Source organism: Vibrio sp. 2-1-2a (assembly GCF_032648565.1).
Taxonomy (GTDB): domain Bacteria; phylum Pseudomonadota; class Gammaproteobacteria; order Enterobacterales; family Vibrionaceae; genus Vibrio; species Vibrio diabolicus.
This window is the reverse complement of record NZ_WBOH01000012.1, coordinates 46,647-64,012: the sequence shown is the minus strand read 5'-3', so window position 1 is coordinate 64,012 and position 17,366 is coordinate 46,647. Positions and strand designations below refer to the sequence as shown.

The window sequence follows — 17,366 nt, the reverse complement described above, 5'->3', positions numbered from 1 at the left end:
CATTGGTACATTTAGAGCAATTTTTGTCTTCTATATTTTTGCAGGATGAGCGAAGAGTATGTTTAAGAAACTTCGTGGCATGTTTTCTAACGATCTATCTATCGATTTAGGTACAGCCAACACTCTAATTTATGTAAAAGGGCAAGGTATTGTCCTTGATGAACCTTCTGTAGTTGCTATTCGTCAAGATCGTGTAGGTTCTGCAAAAAGCGTTGCTGCAGTCGGTCACGCAGCAAAACAGATGCTTGGTCGTACACCTGGCAACATTTCCGCTATCCGCCCAATGAAAGACGGCGTAATCGCTGATTTCTACGTAACCGAAAAAATGCTTCAGCACTTTATCAAACAAGTGCATGACAACAGCATCCTAAAGCCAAGCCCACGTGTTCTTGTTTGTGTTCCTTGCGGTTCTACCCAAGTTGAGCGCCGCGCAATTCGTGAATCAGCACTCGGTGCTGGTGCGCGTGAAGTTTACCTAATCGACGAGCCAATGGCGGCAGCAATTGGTGCTGGTCTGCGCGTGTCTGAGCCGACAGGTTCAATGGTGGTCGATATCGGTGGTGGTACAACTGAAGTTGCCGTTATCTCTCTAAACGGTGTGGTTTACTCATCGTCTGTACGTATCGGTGGTGACCGCTTTGATGAAGCCGTGATCAACTACGTACGTCGTAACTACGGCAGCTTGATTGGTGAAGCAACGGCTGAAAAGATCAAACACGAAATCGGTTCTGCTTACCCTGGTGATGAAGTTCAAGAGATTGAAGTTCGCGGTCGTAACCTTGCAGAGGGTGTACCACGCAGCTTTAGCTTGAACTCAAACGAGATCTTAGAAGCGCTTCAAGAGCCGTTATCTGGCATCGTATCAGCAGTCATGGTTGCACTTGAGCAGTGTCCACCGGAGCTTGCTTCAGACATTTCTGAAAATGGTATGGTTCTAACCGGTGGCGGTGCGCTACTGAAAGATCTTGATCGTCTATTAATGGAAGAAACCGGTATCCCTGTGGTTATCGCGGAAGATCCACTAACGTGTGTTGCGCGTGGTGGCGGTAAAGCACTAGAAATGATCGACATGCACGGTGGCGATCTGTTCTCTGAAGAATAAAGGTTTAGGTGAAGCTCATGTCGGGCTTCACCTTCATTTCTGCTCTCTCTGTAATTCAAACATGCTCCATACCTAAAAGTATTTACTTAAGTATTTTTAGGTTGCCAAGTAAGGCTCAATAATCATGGAAGCAATCAGGTCAAAAACAAGATGAAACCGATTTTCGGCAGAGGTCCATCTCTGCAATTACGTCTGTTTTTTGCTGTCATCGTGTCGGCGAGCTTAATGCTGGCCGATAGTCGTCTAGATACGTTTTCCAACGTCCGATACTTATTGAACAGTATGGTTGCGCCCATTCAATACGCAGCCAATTTGCCTCGCAGCATGTTCGATGGCGTATTTGAACGTTTTAATACTCGTCAGGCATTAGTTGAAGGCAATCGCAACTTAAAGCGAGAAGTGCTACGCCTGAAAAGCGAGCTAATCTTGCTCGATCAATATAAAGAAGAAAACCAACGTCTACGCAAATTGTTAGGCTCTTCATTTGTCAGGGATGAAAAGAAAGTCGTAACTGAAGTGATGGCGGTTGATACTTCACCTTATCGTCATCAAGTGGTGATTGATAAAGGACAAATAGACGGGGTGTACGTCGGACAGCCAGTGATCAACGAAAAAGGCATTGTTGGTCAAGTCACGTTTGTCGCAGCGCATAACGCACGTGTTCTGTTGCTAACGGATGCGAAAAATGCGATTCCTGTCCAGGTGATCCGTAACGATATTCGAGTGATCGCGTCGGGCAATGGTGAAATGGATGAAATCCAACTGGAGCACATTCCAACCAGTACTGATATTCAGGTTGGCGATCTATTGGTGACATCCGGCCTAGGTGGGATTTATCCAGAAGGGTACCCAGTCGCGACGGTTACCAATGTGGATCACGATACGCGCCAAGAGTTTGCGTCAATCAAGGCTGAGCCAGTTGTAGAGTTTGATCGTTTACGTTACCTACTGCTGATTTGGCCGAATGAAGATCGTCAACACAAAGTGCTGCGATCCAATGTGGATGAAGGGCTAGAGCAAGAAGAACAAGAGGTAACTGATGGCCAATAATGTAGTGAGTAGCCGAATGGTGATTGGTGTCAGTTTCTTCGTTGCGCTGGTATTGCAAACCATTCCGTGGCCAGGTGTGTTAGATGTTTTACGTCCATCATGGTTGTTCCTTGTCACGTGTTATTGGGTGTTGGCACTGCCGCACCGAGTGAACGTTGGAACCGCGCTAGTGCTGGGCTTATTATGGGATATCTTGATCGGTTCAACGCTTGGAATTCGCGGCATGATGATGTCGATTGTCATCTATCTGGTGGCGTTGAATTTCCTATTGATTCGTAACATGGCATTGTGGCAACAGTCGATTTTAATTGCCTTTTTTACTGCGTTATTGGAAGTTTTGATATTCTGTGGGGAATATTTGAACCAGGACGTAGTATTTAATCCATTATCTCTGTGGACGGCGGCAATAAACTGTATACTTTGGCCATGGATGTTTTTATTAATGCGACGAGTTCGTCGTGCATGGCACGTAAGGTAAAGCGGTGAAGAAAAGCTTATCTCTCGTTCTCGCTTCGGGTTCTCCGAGAAGAAAAGAGCTGCTTGCTCAACTAGGTTATGACTTTGAGATCGTATTGCCTGATATTGAGGAAGCTAAACAGGCTCATGAGCAGGCACGAGAGTACGTGCTGCGTCTTTCTTTGGAAAAAGCTCAGGCAGGCTTAGCATTAGCTAAGCCTGATTCCGTTGTGTTGGGCTCTGACACGGTCGTAGTATGCGATGACCGTGTGCTAGAAAAACCAAAAAGTTTTGAAGATTCAAAGCGTATGCTTGCTGACTTATCCGGTCGTCGTCATCAAGTGATGACTGCGGTGAGCGTCATATCATCGGAACAACAACATTCAGTGGTCGTCACCACTGACGTGTGGTTCAAGCAACTGACTCACGAAGAAATCGAACAATATTGGCAGTCAGGAGAGCCATGCGATAAAGCTGGAAGTTATGGTATTCAGGGACTCGGAGGGCGATTTGTCACCCGAATCGAAGGCAGTTATCACGCTGTAGTAGGCTTACCTTTGTTCGAAACCGATCAGCTAATTCAAGAATTTTTATAATTGTTTTGAGGTGTGCACATGAGTGCAGAATTGCTGCTTAACGTGACCCCGAGTGAAACTCGTGTGGCCATGATTGAAGGTGGAGTACTACAAGAAATACATATCGAGCGCGAATCGCGTCGCGGCATTGTGGGCAATATATACAAAGGCAAAGTCAGCCGAGTACTGCCAGGTATGCAAGCGGCTTTCGTCGATATCGGTTTAGATAAAGCGGCGTTTTTACATGCGTCAGATATTGTCCCGCATACCGAATGTGTGGCAGAGAACGAAAAACAGCAGTTTCAAGTCCGTGATATCTCTGAGCTGGTACGTCAGGGGCAAGACATTGTTGTACAAGTGGTCAAAGATCCGCTCGGTACGAAAGGCGCGCGTTTAACGACGGATATCACCTTACCTTCGCGTTATCTTGTTTTTATGCCGGGGGCCAGTCATGTCGGTGTTTCGCAGCGTATTGAGAGTGAGAAAGAGCGCGAGCGTCTGAAAAAAGTGGTGAACCATTACTGTGATGAGCACGGTGGTTTTATCATTCGTACCGCAGCGGAAGGCGCAGATGAAAAAGAGCTTTCTCAAGACGCGGCATTTCTTAAGCGCTTGTGGCTAAAAGTCATGGAGCGTCGTTCAAAATACAAAACGCGTTCAACGCTTTACGGTGAACTTGGTTTAGCCCAGCGCATTCTGCGTGATTTTGTCGGCACAGAACTCGATAAAATCATGGTCGACTCCCGCCTCGAATATGAAAACCTGAAAGAATTCACTTCTGAGTATGTACCTGAGTTAACAGACAAGCTTGAGCTTTACGAAGGTGACAAGCCAATCTTTGACATGTACGACACCGAGAATGAAATTCAGCGTTCTTTAGAGCGCAAGGTTGAACTAAAGTCGGGTGGCTACTTGATCATCGATCAAACTGAAGCCATGACAACCATCGATATCAACACTGGTGCATTTGTTGGTCGTCGTAATCTTGAAGAGACCATCTTTAATACCAACATTGAGGCAACGCAAGCTATTGCTCGTCAGCTGCGTTTACGTAACCTCGGCGGTATTATCATCATTGACTTTATCGATATGGCGTCTGAAGAGCACCGTCAGCGAGTGCTTACCTCATTGGAAACCGCACTGGCTAAAGATCGAGTAAAAACCAACATCAACGGCTTTACTCAGCTCGGCTTAGTCGAGATGACGCGTAAGCGCACACGAGAAAGTATTGAACATATCTTGTGTTCTGGCTGTCCTACTTGTGAAGGCCGTGGTAGCGTGAAAACGGTTGAAACCGTGTGCTTTGAGATATTACGCGAGATTACTCGTGTAAACCGTGCTTACGACGCCGATAATTTTGTTGTGTACGCATCGCCGTTTGTTGCTGAAGCGCTGTTGGGTGATGAGTCTCATGCATTGGCTGAGCTCGAAGTATTTATTGGCAAGCAAGTGCGAGTTCAGGCTGAGCCCCTGTACATTCAGGAACAGTTTGACGTCGTAATGATGTAATTTGGAACATTTGTGAATTCTGGTGTTAACCGTTTTGGGCGTTTTTGTGCGTGGAGTTTAGTTACTGTACTGGTGTTATTGGCCATATTAGTAACCACACTGCGCGTCACATTGCCACAACTTAACCACTTCCAAGATGAGATCAAAACCTGGGTCAAGCAGGACACAGGTTTTGACTTTTCTATCGCCAACGTCGCAGGGACGTGGCGCAATAATCACCCCTCCATCGCGCTACTCGGTTTAGAAGCGAACCTGCCGAATATTCAGGATGCACGCTTTGCCGTTGAAGAAATCCAAATTGAATTCGATCTCATTCAATCTCTTTTGCAACTCAAACCGGTGGTCGCAGACCTCACCATCCATAACCTCGCTCTGGATATTCACACCGTAGACATTCTGCCGACCTCTAGTCGTCAAGAGCAGGAACCGAGTGTGGACAAGAGCGAAGTGAAGCTCATCGACCAACTCGACTCACTTCTTTTACGTCAGTTTGAAGACTTCACCATTACCGACTCACGGATTTGGTATAAATCGGTATCTGGTGAGACTCGCCGTTTAGATATCGAGCAGCTCCGTTGGAGCAACCAAGGCAAGCACCACTTAGCCGAAGGCACCGTGAACATTGCCGATGTTCGTCTGAATTCATTGTTAGTGAGCGCTAACTTTAAAGATCATGGTTCGCTACGTGATGTGTCTGGTGAGTTTTACGTAAGTGCCCAAGATGTCTCGGTGACGCCTTGGTTAACCACTTACATGCAAGAAGAATCGGGTGCTGAGTCGGGTAAGGTCAGCTTAAACACTTGGCTGACGCTGAAACACAGCCAACCGAATGATGCGTATGTTGAACTGTTGCCTTCTGAGCTGGTGTGGAATGAAAACGGTCGTCATGAGCTGTTTATCGAGTCAGGTATTTTCAATCTTCGACCAGATAAACAAGGTTGGAAAGTAAATGGTCACTCACTTCGGATCCGAACCGACAACACCCCTTGGCCGGAATTAGACGCAGCGTTTGATTGGCAACCGAATGGTTGGACGCTCAACCTTTCTCAACTCGATATCGAAGCACTTATTCCGCTCATCAAATTGGCTCCAGAGTCGGAATCGACCAGTGATCTTATCAACAAACTGGCACCGAAAGGCCGAGTTGAAGATGTTCGCTTGTCCATGAGCGGTGGCTTAGACACGTTACGCTACTCCGCGGAACTGGATGAACTTGCGATGACGCAATGGGAACTGCTACCAGGATTCCATCATGTACAGGGCAGTGTATCTGGTGATTTAGATCAGGCAAAAGCGAAAGTAACCGTCATTGATGATGTATTTCCGTACGGTGATGTATTTCAAGCTCCGCTGAATATCAAACAAGGTGAAGTCGATATTATCTGGCAACAAGATGAGAGCGGCTGGCGCTTGTGGTCTGATAAAGTGACGGCAGCGACACCAGATCTTCAAGTACTAGGAGCATTCCGTCTTGATTTTCCAAAAGAACAAAGCCCATTTTTATCGTTTTATGCTGAAGCAGATCTCTATAACGCAGGTGAAACATGGCGTTACCTGCCGACTCTGGCACTCGGACAAGACTTAACGGATTACCTATCGACTGCGATTCAAGGTGGTAAAGTTAATACGGCTAAGCTGCTGTGGTATGGCGAGTTAGGGGATTTTCCTTACAAAGATCATAATGGCATGTTTCAGGCGTGGGTCGGTTTAAAAGACGCGAAATTTAGCTTTGATACGGCGTGGCCAACCATCACGGATCTGCAGCTGGACTTGCTGTTTGAAAATGATGCCATGTATTTGGATTCAAAGTCCGCTACGCTAAATGGTGTTCATGCCAAGCGTATTACTGGGCGAATCCCTGAGTTGGCGGAAGGTGGACACATTGAGATTGAAGCCAAAGCGAGCGCGCCGGGCAATGAAGTTCGTGACTACATGATGGCGACGCCATTGGTGGACTCGGTCGGGGCAGCGTTGACGGCGCTGCAAGTGAGTGGTCCGGTTTACTCTGAGTTCCAGCTCAACATTCCGTTTGATTTTGAAAAAGAGTCCCGTGCTTGGGGTTATGCCGATTTAACAGAAAACCGTGTCGATATTGAAGCGCCGCCAATGACGCTGGAGAAAGCCACAGGGCGTATCCACTTCGATAATGATGTGGTCACCACATCGGGTTTGTCTGCAGAGTTGCTTACCCAGCCTATCTCCCTCGATTTTCGTGGTGAGATTGCGGAACAGGGCTACAATGTGACGATTAACACATTAGGGGATTGGGACGTTGAGCCTCTCAAACCTTATGTTGGTGAGCGTTGGTTAAAGCTTGTTTCTGGGCATGCGCCGTGGCAAATGGACATTGACTTACAACTTAATGATGTAGGCTTCACCTATCAACTTGATGTGTTGGCGCAGCTAAATCGTTTAGCGAGTCAATATCCCTATCCGCTAGCGAAACAAGTTGGCGAGTCCGGGCAAGCAAAACTACAGGCATCCGGCAACCAAGAAAGCATTTCAGCAAGACTACAGATCCCAAATGCTAAGTATCAAACCGAGATAGATATAACTGGCGATGTACCTGTTCTGACGGCGACTCATTTAATGGTCGGCAAAGGTGGTTTCAGGATCAGCCCTATTGTCGGACACGATGCATCAGTGCGTGTCGCTGAGCTTAATTTAGACCAGTGGGCAGAGCTGGTTCAGGGCTCAGAAAGTAAGCCGTCATCGTCTGTTCTGGCAAGCATGAAGACGCCGAGTATTCCATTGCCGACACGGATTGATGTTGAAACGCCAAACTTGCAGCTTGGTGGGATTGAGTTTCATGATGTGGACTTCTCCGCAAACAAAAAGAATTTGAGTTGGCAACTCGATGTGGACAGTCAAGAGGTTAAAGGTAAGGCTAACTATCTGAAACCTTATGACTTATCGGTCTCTTTAGAGCACTTGCACCTGTATATTCCAGGGTTTGAAGAGATGACCAAAGAGCGTAGCTCGCTCTTTGCCAGTGAAGATCAAAACGCACCTTTGATTACCAATTTTGACCGCCAGTTTCACGCTGAGATGCCAAACTTAACTTTGAACATCGATGATTTCTGGTTGCAAGGTTACAAAGTGGGGAAGGTGAGTGTTGATTTGCAGCGTCGCGAGAACCGTTTGGAGTGGAAAAATATCACCTTTAGCAGCGGCAAAAACCGCATTGATATGAGCGGTTGGTGGGATCTGACAAAAGAGAGTAGCCATTCCAACTTAACCATGAAAATGAAAGGTGATAACAACACTGATCTTATGGAGCGCTTTGGTATCACATCAGGTATTCAGCAGGCACCATTTGAGATCAACGCCAATATGGAATGGGACGGCGCGCCTTGGTCGATGAAGACACAAACCTTGCAAGGGAATGTCTCAACGGAATTTGGTAAAGGCGTGATCAGTGAAGTCAGTGGTGCGGCACGCTTGTTAGGCTTGTTCAGCTTGGATTCTATCATCCGTAAGATGCAGCTCGACTTTACCGACGTATTCGACAAAGGCATGGCGTTTAACTCGATCACAGGCACGGGCAAAATCCAAGATGGCGTGTTTATCACCAACGATATCGTGATGGATGCCTTAGCAGGAGAAATGCAGATCCGCGGCATCGCCAATATGAACAGCAGAATGGTCGATGCGGAAGTGAAGTTCACCCCAGACATCACATCAGGCCTACCAATGCTGACCGCGTTTGCAGTAGCGCCACAAACCGCGTTGTATGTTTTAGCCATCTCAACAGTGATTTCTCCGGTGGTTGAGGTCTTCACTCAAGTCAATTATGAAGTGAAAGGCCCACTAGACTCACCAACGGTAAAAGAAATTTCTCGAAGTAAAGGTGAATACAAACTACCAGAAAAGCTGCGTGAACAGGCCAAATAACTCACCGACTAAAATGGAATAGGCAGGAAACACATGGAACGTGTTGGCATTATTCAAATGACATCGGGTCCAGATATCACTGCGAATCTGGACTTTATTGAAAAACAGTGTGCTTTGGCGAGTAAGCAAGGTGCCAAGCTTGTCCTTACCCCTGAAAATACGGTGCTGTTTGCCAACCGCGAAGCGTACCATCAGCATGCAGAGCCACTTGGGAGTGGCATGATACAACAGCGGCTCTCTGAAATCGCAAGAAAGAACCAGTTAACACTGATTGTCGGAAGCATGCCCATTCAAACCGCAAAAGGTGTCACGACCACAACACTTGTATTGCCGCCGCACGGTAAATGCATTGCTCACTATGACAAACTGCATATGTTTGATGTCGACGTAGCCGATGGTTATGGTAGTTATCGTGAGTCGGATACGTTTATGGCGGGTAATCAAATTGTAGTGGCGGAAACCGATATCGGCAGCGTTGGATTGAGCATCTGTTACGATCTTCGTTTCCCTGAGCTTTATAAAGTATTACGCCAAGAAGGCGCGGATATCATTGTGGTGCCTGCTGCGTTTACCGCTGTGACGGGGCAAGCTCACTGGGAAGTATTATTGCGAGCTAGAGCGATTGAGACACAATGTTGGATTTTGGCAAGCGGACAAACTGGAACGCATCCATGTGGACGAAAAACATGGGGACACTCGATGGTCGTTGACCCTTGGGGACGTATCCATAAGCAGCTTCAGGATGAAGTAGGCTTGTTAGTGACAGAGATAGATTTGTCACAAAGCCAACAAGTAAGGCAGAATATGCCGCTGACTCAACACAGTCGCTTTCAAAATGAATTGAGACGGAAATAAAAGAGCTAACTATGAGCACAAACCAAATAGAACAGGCACTCCTTGCCCCAAATGGTCTGACAGAACAAGACATTGCTGACACGCTTGCCAGCATTGCGACGCGCCAGATCGATTATGCGGACATTTACTTTCAGTCCAGCTGGCATGAGTCTCTGGTTCTAGAAGACAGCATCATCAAAGATGGCTCTTTTAACATTGATTGTGGTGTTGGTGTCCGTGCGGTAACTGGTGAAAAAACCGGCTTTGCCTACTCTGATCAAATCCAGCCTGAAGGCCTGAAGCAGAGTGCAATGGCGGCGCGCGGTATTGCTCAGCAAGGGCAAAATGGCAAAGTTCATGCGTTTAAACGTACGGAGAACCAAGCGTACTACGCGGCTGTGAATCCACTAGCTGAATGGGAAAAGCAGCAAAAAACAGAATTACTTAAGTCTCTAGATGCTTACATCCGCACTAAAGAACCATTGATTAAAGAAGTCTCGATCAGCATCAGCGGTGTGCATGAGCAGATGCTTGTTGCGGCAACAGACGGTACTTATGCAGGCGATATTCGTCCTTTGGTGCGTTTGTCTATTAGTGTGCTTGCACAAAAAGGTGAACGACGTGAACGAGGTAGCGCTGGTGGCGGTGGCCGTTTTGGTTACGATTTCTTTTTAACGGAAAGCAATGGTGTGAAACAAGCTTTCCATTATGCAGACGAAGCGATTCGCATGGCGTTGGTTAACCTTGAAGCAGAAGCCGCGCCAGCAGGCATGATGCCAGTGGTATTGGGCTCAGGTTGGCCAGGCGTATTGCTACATGAGGCGGTAGGTCATGGCTTAGAAGGTGACTTTAACCGTAAGGAATCTTCGGTTTTCTCTGGCAAAATGGGTCAACAAGTGACGTCTTCACTGTGTACCATTGTTGATGACGGTACATTAAAAGACCTTCGTGGTTCACTGAATGTGGATGATGAAGGGGTGAATGGCCAGTACAACACGCTCATCGAAAATGGCGTGCTGAAAGGTTACATGCAAGACAAGCTAAACGCGCGGTTAATGGGTGTGAACCCAACAGGTAACGGTCGTCGTGAGTCGTATGCACATTTGCCGATGCCGCGTATGACCAACACCTACATGCTTCCAGGTGAACATACGCCAGAAGAAATCATCTCGACGGTAGAGAAAGGGTTGTATGCGCCAAACTTTGGTGGCGGTCAGGTGGACATTACTTCGGGTAAGTTTGTGTTCTCCGCATCGGAAGCGTACTTAATTGAAAACGGCAAAATTACGCGCCCTGTTAAAGGTGCGACGTTGATTGGCTCTGGTATTGAAGCTATGCAGCAAGTGTCGATGGTTGGTAACGACTTAAGTATCGACAAGGGCGTTGGCGTATGTGGTAAAGCTGGTCAAAGTGTGCCAGTTGGCGTTGGTCAGCCGACCTTGAAATTGGATTCACTGACGGTGGGTGGTACTGAGTAACCGCATCTAACCGACTTAAAAAGAGCGCTCATTAGAGCGCTCTTTTGTTTTTGTGAGTCGATGTCGACTACAGGTTCTCTTCGGCAAACTCTGCCAAGCGGCTACGAACCACGCCGTTAAGGTGAATATTCGCGCTGCCTTCAAAGTTCTTGAAGCGTTCAACCATGTAGGTCAAACCAGAGGTCACTGGGGTGAGGTAATGGGAGTCAATCTGCGCCAAGTTACCGGAGCAGACGATTTTGGTTCCTTCGCCGCAGCGGGTGATGATGGTTTTGATTTGTGAAGCGGTGAGGTTTTGACACTCATCAAGCAGCACAAACGCATTTTGAATCGAACGGCCACGCATAAAGTTGATCGATTTAAACTGAATATTAGCTTTATCGCAGATGTACTTCAGTGAGCCTTCAGTGCAGTGATCGTGTTTATGTAGCGCTTCCAAGGTATCGGTCACCGCCGCTAACCACGGCATCATCTTCTCCTCTTCTGAGCCGGGTAGGAAGCCGATGGATTCACCGATATCTGGCGTGTTACGCGTCACGATAATTTTATCGAACATGCCTTTTTCAATGGTTTGCTCCAGTGCTGCTGCCATGGCTAATAGCGTTTTACCACTACCTGCTGCACCAGTTAAAATCACTAGGTCAATATCCGGGTCAAGTAAGGCATCCAACGCCATTCCTTGGTAGATGTTTTTTGGTGTGATGTCCCAAGCCTTACGGTGCATCATGCGTTCTCGGCTCAGGTCGAGTAGCGTTAATTTGTCTTCATTGATGGTTTCCACGCGGCCAGCAAAGTCGCTGTCTTCATCAATCACATATTGGTTAATAAAGGTTGGTTCAAAAGGTTCACGACTGAGTTTGTGATAGGTTTTTCCGCCCAGTGCATAACTTTCTACTTCCTCAATATCACTCCAGAAGTTCCCCTCACGTAATTGAAAACCTTTGGTGAGGTATTGAATGTCGTCAATCAGTTGATCGGTTCGGTAGTCTTCAACAAAACGTACGCCAGCGCCTTTGGCGCGCAGACGCATGTTAATGTCTTTCGTGATCAGTACCACTTCACGTGGTGCTCGTTTGTTTTGCAGATAAAGCACCGCATTGAGTATGCGGTTGTCACCGGCTTTGTCGGCGAAGGCTTTGACGGTTTCCTGCAGTTCAAAATCCGCCAAAATGGAAATGGTGCCTTGGTCGGGGCTGTCTTTAGAAACAGGAATACCTTCAGAAATTTCATCGGGCGTTGCTTCTTTAAACAAATCTTCCAAAGCGCGAATAGCCACGCGAGCGTCTCTTGCGACATCGCGTTTGCTGTCTTTGATTCGGTCGAGTTCTTCCAACACGGTCATGGGGATAACGACATCGTGTTCTTGGAAAGAGAAGATGGCAAAGGGTTCATGAAGAAGAATGTTGGTATCAAGTACAAACAGTTTCCGATCGGTATCGCCCATAGCGTCTCCTTGCCGTAATACGGCTCTGCATGCGAGTGGTTAGGTCGTTCTCAAATAGGTGTGAAGCGGCCTAACTCTGATTGCTTGCAATAGAGGTTGTCGGGCTGATGTCGGTTAGTGTGCAACCGAGTAGCAAGACAACTTACTGCAAACCCGTGTTGATCCTAATCGTGTACTAACGCGCTTAAATCATATGCAATGGTTTTAAACGCCCCTCACTAGAAGTATACGTAATATTTACGTTCTACAACTTAATAATTGGCATGAGTATTTTACAATTTGATTGCATTTATAGTTTGGGAAAAAAAGTTTCCGCTTGATGCGGTTTCGGCGTGACCTAAATCACAGCTTCAAGTAAGATTAGCGACCTTTTTCTGCGTATAGGCTACGTCCGATTTATCATGTTGAGCTGGCTTAAAAATACTCAGTTCATACTGGAATGACGAATGCTATCGGCATAGCAGAAGCCAGAATCAGATCTAAACTATTATCCATGCCTACGGGCATGAGTAGACCAACAAGAAACACGAATCAAGAACTAATAACGAGGTAGTCAATTCATGACATTTGCTTTGGGGCAGCGCTGGATTAGCGATACGGAAAGCGATTTAGGTTTAGGTACCGTTGTAGCAATGGATGCTCGTACTGTGACATTGATGTTTGCAGCGTCAGAGGAAAACCGAGTTTACGCACGTAACGATGCACCTGTTACCCGAGTCACCTTTAACGTTGGTGATGTCATCGACTGCCAAGAAGGTTGGTCTCTAAAAGTTGAAGAAGTACTGGAAGATGAAGGTCTATACACCTATTTCGGTACTCGTGAAGACACGCAAGAAACTGCCGTTGTTCTGCGTGAGATTTTTCTGAGCAACCAAATTCGTTTTAATAAACCTCAAGATAAGTTGTACGCCGGTCAAATCGACCGCATGGACAACTTTGTTCTGCGTTACCGTGCGCTAACCAACCAGTTTGAGCAGCATAAGAGCCCAATGCGTGGCCTATGTGGTATGCGTGCAGGTTTGATCCCTCATCAGCTTTACATCGCGCACGAAGTTGGCCGTCGCCACGCGCCACGCGTATTACTGGCGGATGAAGTTGGTTTGGGTAAAACCATCGAAGCGGGCATGATCATCCACCAGCAAGTGCTGTCTGGCCGTGCAGAACGTATTTTGATTGTGGTACCTGAAACACTGCAACATCAATGGCTGGTTGAGATGATGCGTCGTTTCAACCTGCATTTCTCTATCTTTGACGAAGAGCGTTGTATCGAAGCATTCGCGGATGCAGAAAACCCATTTGATACCCAGCAATACGTGCTGTGTTCTTTGGACTTCCTACGCAAGAGCCGCAAGCGTTTTGAACAAGCACTGGAAGGCGAGTGGGACCTACTGGTTGTCGATGAAGCGCATCACCTTGAGTGGAGCCAAGATAAACCGAGCCGTGAATACCAAGTAGTGGAAGGCTTGGCTGAACGCACTCCGGGCGTACTGCTACTGACGGCAACGCCAGAACAGCTTGGTCGTGAAAGCCACTTTGCTCGTCTGCGTTTGCTGGATCCTGACCGTTTCTACGATTATGAAGCGTTTGTCGAGGAAGAAGAGCAATACGCACCTGTAGCGGATGCGATTACTTCACTTTTCTCTGGTGAAAAACTGCCTGATGAAGCGAAAAACCAGATTACTGAGTTGTTGTCTGAACAAGACGTAGAACCACTTTTCCGCATTATCGAAAGTGAAGCGGACGAAGAAGCGAAAGCGTCAGCGCGCCAAGAGTTGATCGACAACTTGATGGATCGTCACGGTACGGGACGAGTTCTGTTCCGTAACACACGTGCGGCTATCAAAGGGTTCCCTGCGCGTAACGTGCACCTGATGCCAATGGATATTCCACCGCAATACACCACGTCAATGCGTGTTGCTGGGATGATCGGCGGTAAGATGAGTTCGGAAGCACGTGCGATGAAGAACCTTTACCCGGAAGAAATTTTCCAAGAATTTGAAGGCGATGACGCAAGCTGGTGGCAGTTTGACTCGCGCGTGAATTGGTTACTTGAAAAGGTAAAGGAGAAGCGCAGCGAGAAAATTCTGGTGATTGCCTCTCGTGCAAGTACGGCTCTGCAATTGGAGCAAGCGCTGCGTGAGCGTGAAGGCATTCGTGCGACCGTCTTCCATGAAGGTATGTCGATCCTTGAGCGTGACAAAGCAGCCGCTTACTTTGCGCAAGAAGAAGGTGGTGCACAGGTTCTTATCTGTAGTGAAATCGGCTCTGAAGGCCGTAACTTCCAGTTTGCCAACCAATTAGTCATGTTTGACTTGCCGTTCAACCCTGACTTGCTTGAGCAACGTATTGGTCGTTTGGACCGTATCGGTCAAAATCGCGACATCGACATTCATGTTCCTTACCTGAAAGGTACCTCGCAAGCCATTCTTGCTCGCTGGTTTGATGAAGGTTTAAACGCTTTTGCAGAAACTTGCCCAACAGGCCGTGCCGTTTACGATAAGTACTCTGATGATCTGATTGAAATCCTTGCTTCTGGTGACACCAGCACGCTAGATGAGATCATTGAAGCGTCAGCAAAAATGAATAAAGAGCTGAAATCCCAATTGGAGCAAGGCCGTGATCGCCTATTAGAAATGCATTCAAATGGTGGAGAAAAAGCACAACAAATCGTTGAGAAAATTGAATCAACCGACGGTGATACCAATTTGGTCACCTTCGCACTTTCTCTTTTTGATACGATTGGCTTGAACCAAGACGACAAAGGTGAAAACGCACTGATTGTGACCCCATCTGAGCACATGATGGTACCAAGCTACCCAGGCCTGCCATACGAAGGGGCGACGATCACGTTTGATCGTGATACGGCTTTATCTCGTGAAGATATGCACTTTATCAGTTGGGAGCACCCAATGATCCAGGGTGGTATCGATCTTCTGATGAGTGAAGGGGTGGGGACGTCTGCGGTATCTCTACTGAAAAACAAAGCGTTACCAGTTGGGACCATTCTTCTTGAGTTGATTTACGCGGTAGATGCGCAAGCGCCAAAACGCAGTGGTATCGCGCGCTTCTTACCGAAAACGCCAATCCGTTTGATGATGGACTCGCGTGGTAATGATTTGTCTGCTCAAGTGGAATTTGAAAGCTTTAACCGCCAGCTCAGCCCTGTAAACCGTCACTTAGGTAGCAAGTTGGTCACGTCGGTACAGAAAGACGTACACCGCTTAATTGAAGCGGGGGATAGTCTTATCGAAGCGAAGGTTGAGGAAGTACGCAAGCAAGCTCATCAAGATATGCAGCATAGCTTGAATGCAGACCTTGAGCGTTTGCAAGCACTGAAAGCGGTAAACCCAAATATTCGTGATGAAGAAATTGAAGCCATTGATGCACAAATTAGGGAGCTCACTGGTTACATCAACCAAGCTCAAGTGCAGCTCGATTCGCTACGTTTGATTGTGGTGAGCCACAACTAAGTAAGCATTTATTGTTCATTAAAAAAGGTCTTCAGTTGAAGACCTTTTTCTTTATTTGCGGTTTAGTTTCTTTATGCAGAATGCATTACTCACTCATAGCTAACTCATTTACATCAACCATTTCCACCAGATAAATACAGCCAAGAAGCCAAACAAGTAAATCAGGCCTGCAATCGACAACCACTTCAATTTAGGTCCAACAGCCAAAGGTTCAGGTAACTCGGTTTTGCTCACTAATGTGTAATTTAGCAGAGCAAAGAATGGCGTGGTCATAAAGGCGAGGATCATCGCAAAGTTCAGCATAGGCAATAACGCAGAAGCCCAGAAAACCACAATACCTAATGCAAGTAAGGCGACCACCAGCATGATCGCTGACGTGGCTTTAGGGTTAGTGTCTGGTTGTGAGCGCAGTAGACGTTGAGAGTCAGAAATAACGCGTGAGTAGCCATCAATAACGGTAATCGTGCTGCCAAAGATACAGAAAAACGCAATTACCGCGATTAAGTAACGAGACCATTCGCCAATTGTTGCCGCATATAAGCCAACCAATTGGTGGGAGAAGCCAACGCCTGAGCTTTCAAGTGCAACGCCAGAGCCATAGAGCATCAAAGAACCTAACGATACAAAGATAATGGCAAGAAAAGCCGTGCCAATGTAACCGACATTAAAGTCAAATAGAGCAGAGCGATACGTTACTTCTTGCTGGCTTGATTGGCGTTTTAACCACGCAGAGGTCAAGCAGGAGATCTCTATCGGTGCTGGCATCCAGCCCATTGTTACGACGATAAAGCCAATTGCCGCAATCGACCAAGGTGACGGTTGCTCGAAGTTGGCCACTTGCTCAACAGGGTTACCAAAGGCGATAGAAACGGCAAGTAAAGTCGCGATGGTTAACACCGACATGATCACCTTAGATAGCGTATCGAGCGCTTTGTAATGGCCAGCAAATAATATGATCAGGCAGGTGACAATCACAATGATACTGAGTGATGCCATTGATAGTGAAAACGGAATGAAGTAGCCCAGCAAGCTAGCACTAAACATCAACAAAGCGGCGGTATTGATTACGGCTGAGACCACGCTCAGAAATAGAAATAGCCATAGATAAGGCCGACCTAATTTCGCGTAGCCCTCAACCAAGGTGAGCCCTGTCCCCATGGTGTACTGTACGCCCGCTCGGAAAAAAGGGTATTTAAACAGGTTTACGAGCAGAATCAGCGCCGCCAGTTGCCAGCCATAAATCGCACCAGCTTTGGTTGATGCGACGAGGTGAGAGCCACCGACCGCAGCAGATGCCATTAATATGCCGGGGCCTAGCGAACGAAAAAATAAGGAAAGTTTGGATTGGGGTTTATCTATAACGGCGGAGTCCATTGCTTATTGTCCTTTTTATCTTATGTATCTTTCTAAAGAGATACATACCGCAGTACATGACAAGCTGAGCGCTCGCCCTATACTGCGCAACGGTAATGTCTTTTAAATGCTGTGTTTTGATGTATTTATTTTAAGTATTCTTTGCGAATATCATGCTGTGTGCATCTAGCACTCTATTCA

11 protein-coding genes are annotated in these 17,366 nt (G+C 46.9%); 9 read left to right on the top strand and 2 right to left on the bottom strand.

The genetic code is table 11. The features are described from left to right. Positions 1–58: 58 nt before the first annotated feature. From F7Y48_RS21195 to tldD, 8 genes are all read left to right on the top strand, one after another. On the top strand, positions 59–1,102 hold the full coding sequence (locus F7Y48_RS21195) for a rod shape-determining protein (RefSeq protein ID WP_005381144.1): 1,044 nt from the start codon (positions 59–61) through the stop codon (positions 1,100–1,102). 150 nt (positions 1,103–1,252) lie between these two features. After that, the gene (gene mreC / locus F7Y48_RS21190; RefSeq protein WP_005396268.1) at positions 1,253–2,152 is read left to right on the top strand and encodes a rod shape-determining protein MreC; all 900 of its coding nucleotides are present in this window, start codon (positions 1,253–1,255) and stop codon (positions 2,150–2,152) included. After that, on the top strand, positions 2,142–2,630 hold the full coding sequence (mreD, locus tag F7Y48_RS21185) for a rod shape-determining protein MreD (RefSeq protein WP_012841380.1): 489 nt from the start codon (positions 2,142–2,144) through the stop codon (positions 2,628–2,630). Before mreC ends, mreD begins: the two co-directional genes overlap by 11 nt. 4 nt (positions 2,631–2,634) lie before the next feature. Next, positions 2,635–3,204 (top strand): Maf family protein, encoded by a 570-nt coding sequence (locus tag F7Y48_RS21180; RefSeq protein ID WP_258508271.1) that lies wholly within the window; start codon positions 2,635–2,637, stop codon positions 3,202–3,204. 18 nt (positions 3,205–3,222) lie between these two features. Next, a complete protein-coding gene (rng, locus tag F7Y48_RS21175; protein WP_005381138.1) occupies positions 3,223–4,692 on the top strand; it encodes a ribonuclease G in 1,470 nt (489 codons plus the stop codon). Positions 4,693–4,704: 12 nt separating this feature from the next. Continuing rightward, positions 4,705–8,586, top strand: a complete 3,882-nt coding sequence (locus F7Y48_RS21170; protein ID WP_316685362.1) for a YhdP family protein — start codon at positions 4,705–4,707, stop codon at positions 8,584–8,586. 33 nt (positions 8,587–8,619) lie between these two features. Further along, complete coding sequence (locus F7Y48_RS21165) at positions 8,620–9,441, top strand: carbon-nitrogen hydrolase family protein (protein WP_104969835.1); 822 nt, start codon at positions 8,620–8,622, stop codon at positions 9,439–9,441. A gap of 11 nt (positions 9,442–9,452) precedes the next feature. Next, complete coding sequence (gene tldD / locus F7Y48_RS21160) at positions 9,453–10,898, top strand: metalloprotease TldD (protein WP_047009150.1); 1,446 nt, start codon at positions 9,453–9,455, stop codon at positions 10,896–10,898. Positions 10,899–10,965: 67 nt separating this feature from the next. Here tldD and F7Y48_RS21155 read toward each other — a convergent pair whose 3' ends face one another. Beyond that, positions 10,966–12,342, bottom strand: a complete 1,377-nt coding sequence (locus F7Y48_RS21155) for a PhoH family protein (RefSeq protein WP_258508275.1) — start codon at positions 12,340–12,342, stop codon at positions 10,966–10,968. A gap of 560 nt (positions 12,343–12,902) precedes the next feature. Between F7Y48_RS21155 and rapA the strand changes: the two genes are divergently transcribed. Next, complete coding sequence (rapA, locus tag F7Y48_RS21150; RefSeq protein ID WP_301948682.1) at positions 12,903–15,812, top strand: RNA polymerase-associated protein RapA; 2,910 nt, start codon at positions 12,903–12,905, stop codon at positions 15,810–15,812. 108 nt (positions 15,813–15,920) lie between these two features. Here the strand turns inward: rapA and F7Y48_RS21145 are convergent, their stop codons facing one another. Continuing rightward, positions 15,921–17,186: a divalent metal cation transporter gene (locus F7Y48_RS21145; RefSeq protein ID WP_316685361.1), complete on the bottom strand. Its 1,266-nt coding sequence runs from the start codon at positions 17,184–17,186 to the stop codon at positions 15,921–15,923. Positions 17,187–17,366: the final 180 nt, after the last annotated feature.

What these genes read in the sequence shown, in the direction of transcription:
- tldD (WP_047009150.1), top strand. Translation starts at nt 9,453, where the DNA reads ATGAGCACAAACCAAATAGAACAGGCACTCCTTGCCCCAAATGGTCTG.
- F7Y48_RS21195 (WP_005381144.1), top strand. Translation starts at nt 59, where the DNA reads ATGTTTAAGAAACTTCGTGGCATGTTTTCTAACGATCTATCTATCGAT.
- mreD (WP_012841380.1), top strand. Translation starts at nt 2,142, where the DNA reads ATGGCCAATAATGTAGTGAGTAGCCGAATGGTGATTGGTGTCAGTTTC.
- mreC (WP_005396268.1), top strand. Translation starts at nt 1,253, where the DNA reads ATGAAACCGATTTTCGGCAGAGGTCCATCTCTGCAATTACGTCTGTTT.
- F7Y48_RS21155 (WP_258508275.1), bottom strand. Translation starts at nt 12,342, where the DNA reads ATGGGCGATACCGATCGGAAACTGTTTGTACTTGATACCAACATTCTT.
- rapA (WP_301948682.1), top strand. Translation starts at nt 12,903, where the DNA reads ATGACATTTGCTTTGGGGCAGCGCTGGATTAGCGATACGGAAAGCGAT.
- F7Y48_RS21165 (WP_104969835.1), top strand. Translation starts at nt 8,620, where the DNA reads ATGGAACGTGTTGGCATTATTCAAATGACATCGGGTCCAGATATCACT.
- F7Y48_RS21145 (WP_316685361.1), bottom strand. Translation starts at nt 17,186, where the DNA reads ATGGACTCCGCCGTTATAGATAAACCCCAATCCAAACTTTCCTTATTT.
- rng (WP_005381138.1), top strand. Translation starts at nt 3,223, where the DNA reads ATGAGTGCAGAATTGCTGCTTAACGTGACCCCGAGTGAAACTCGTGTG.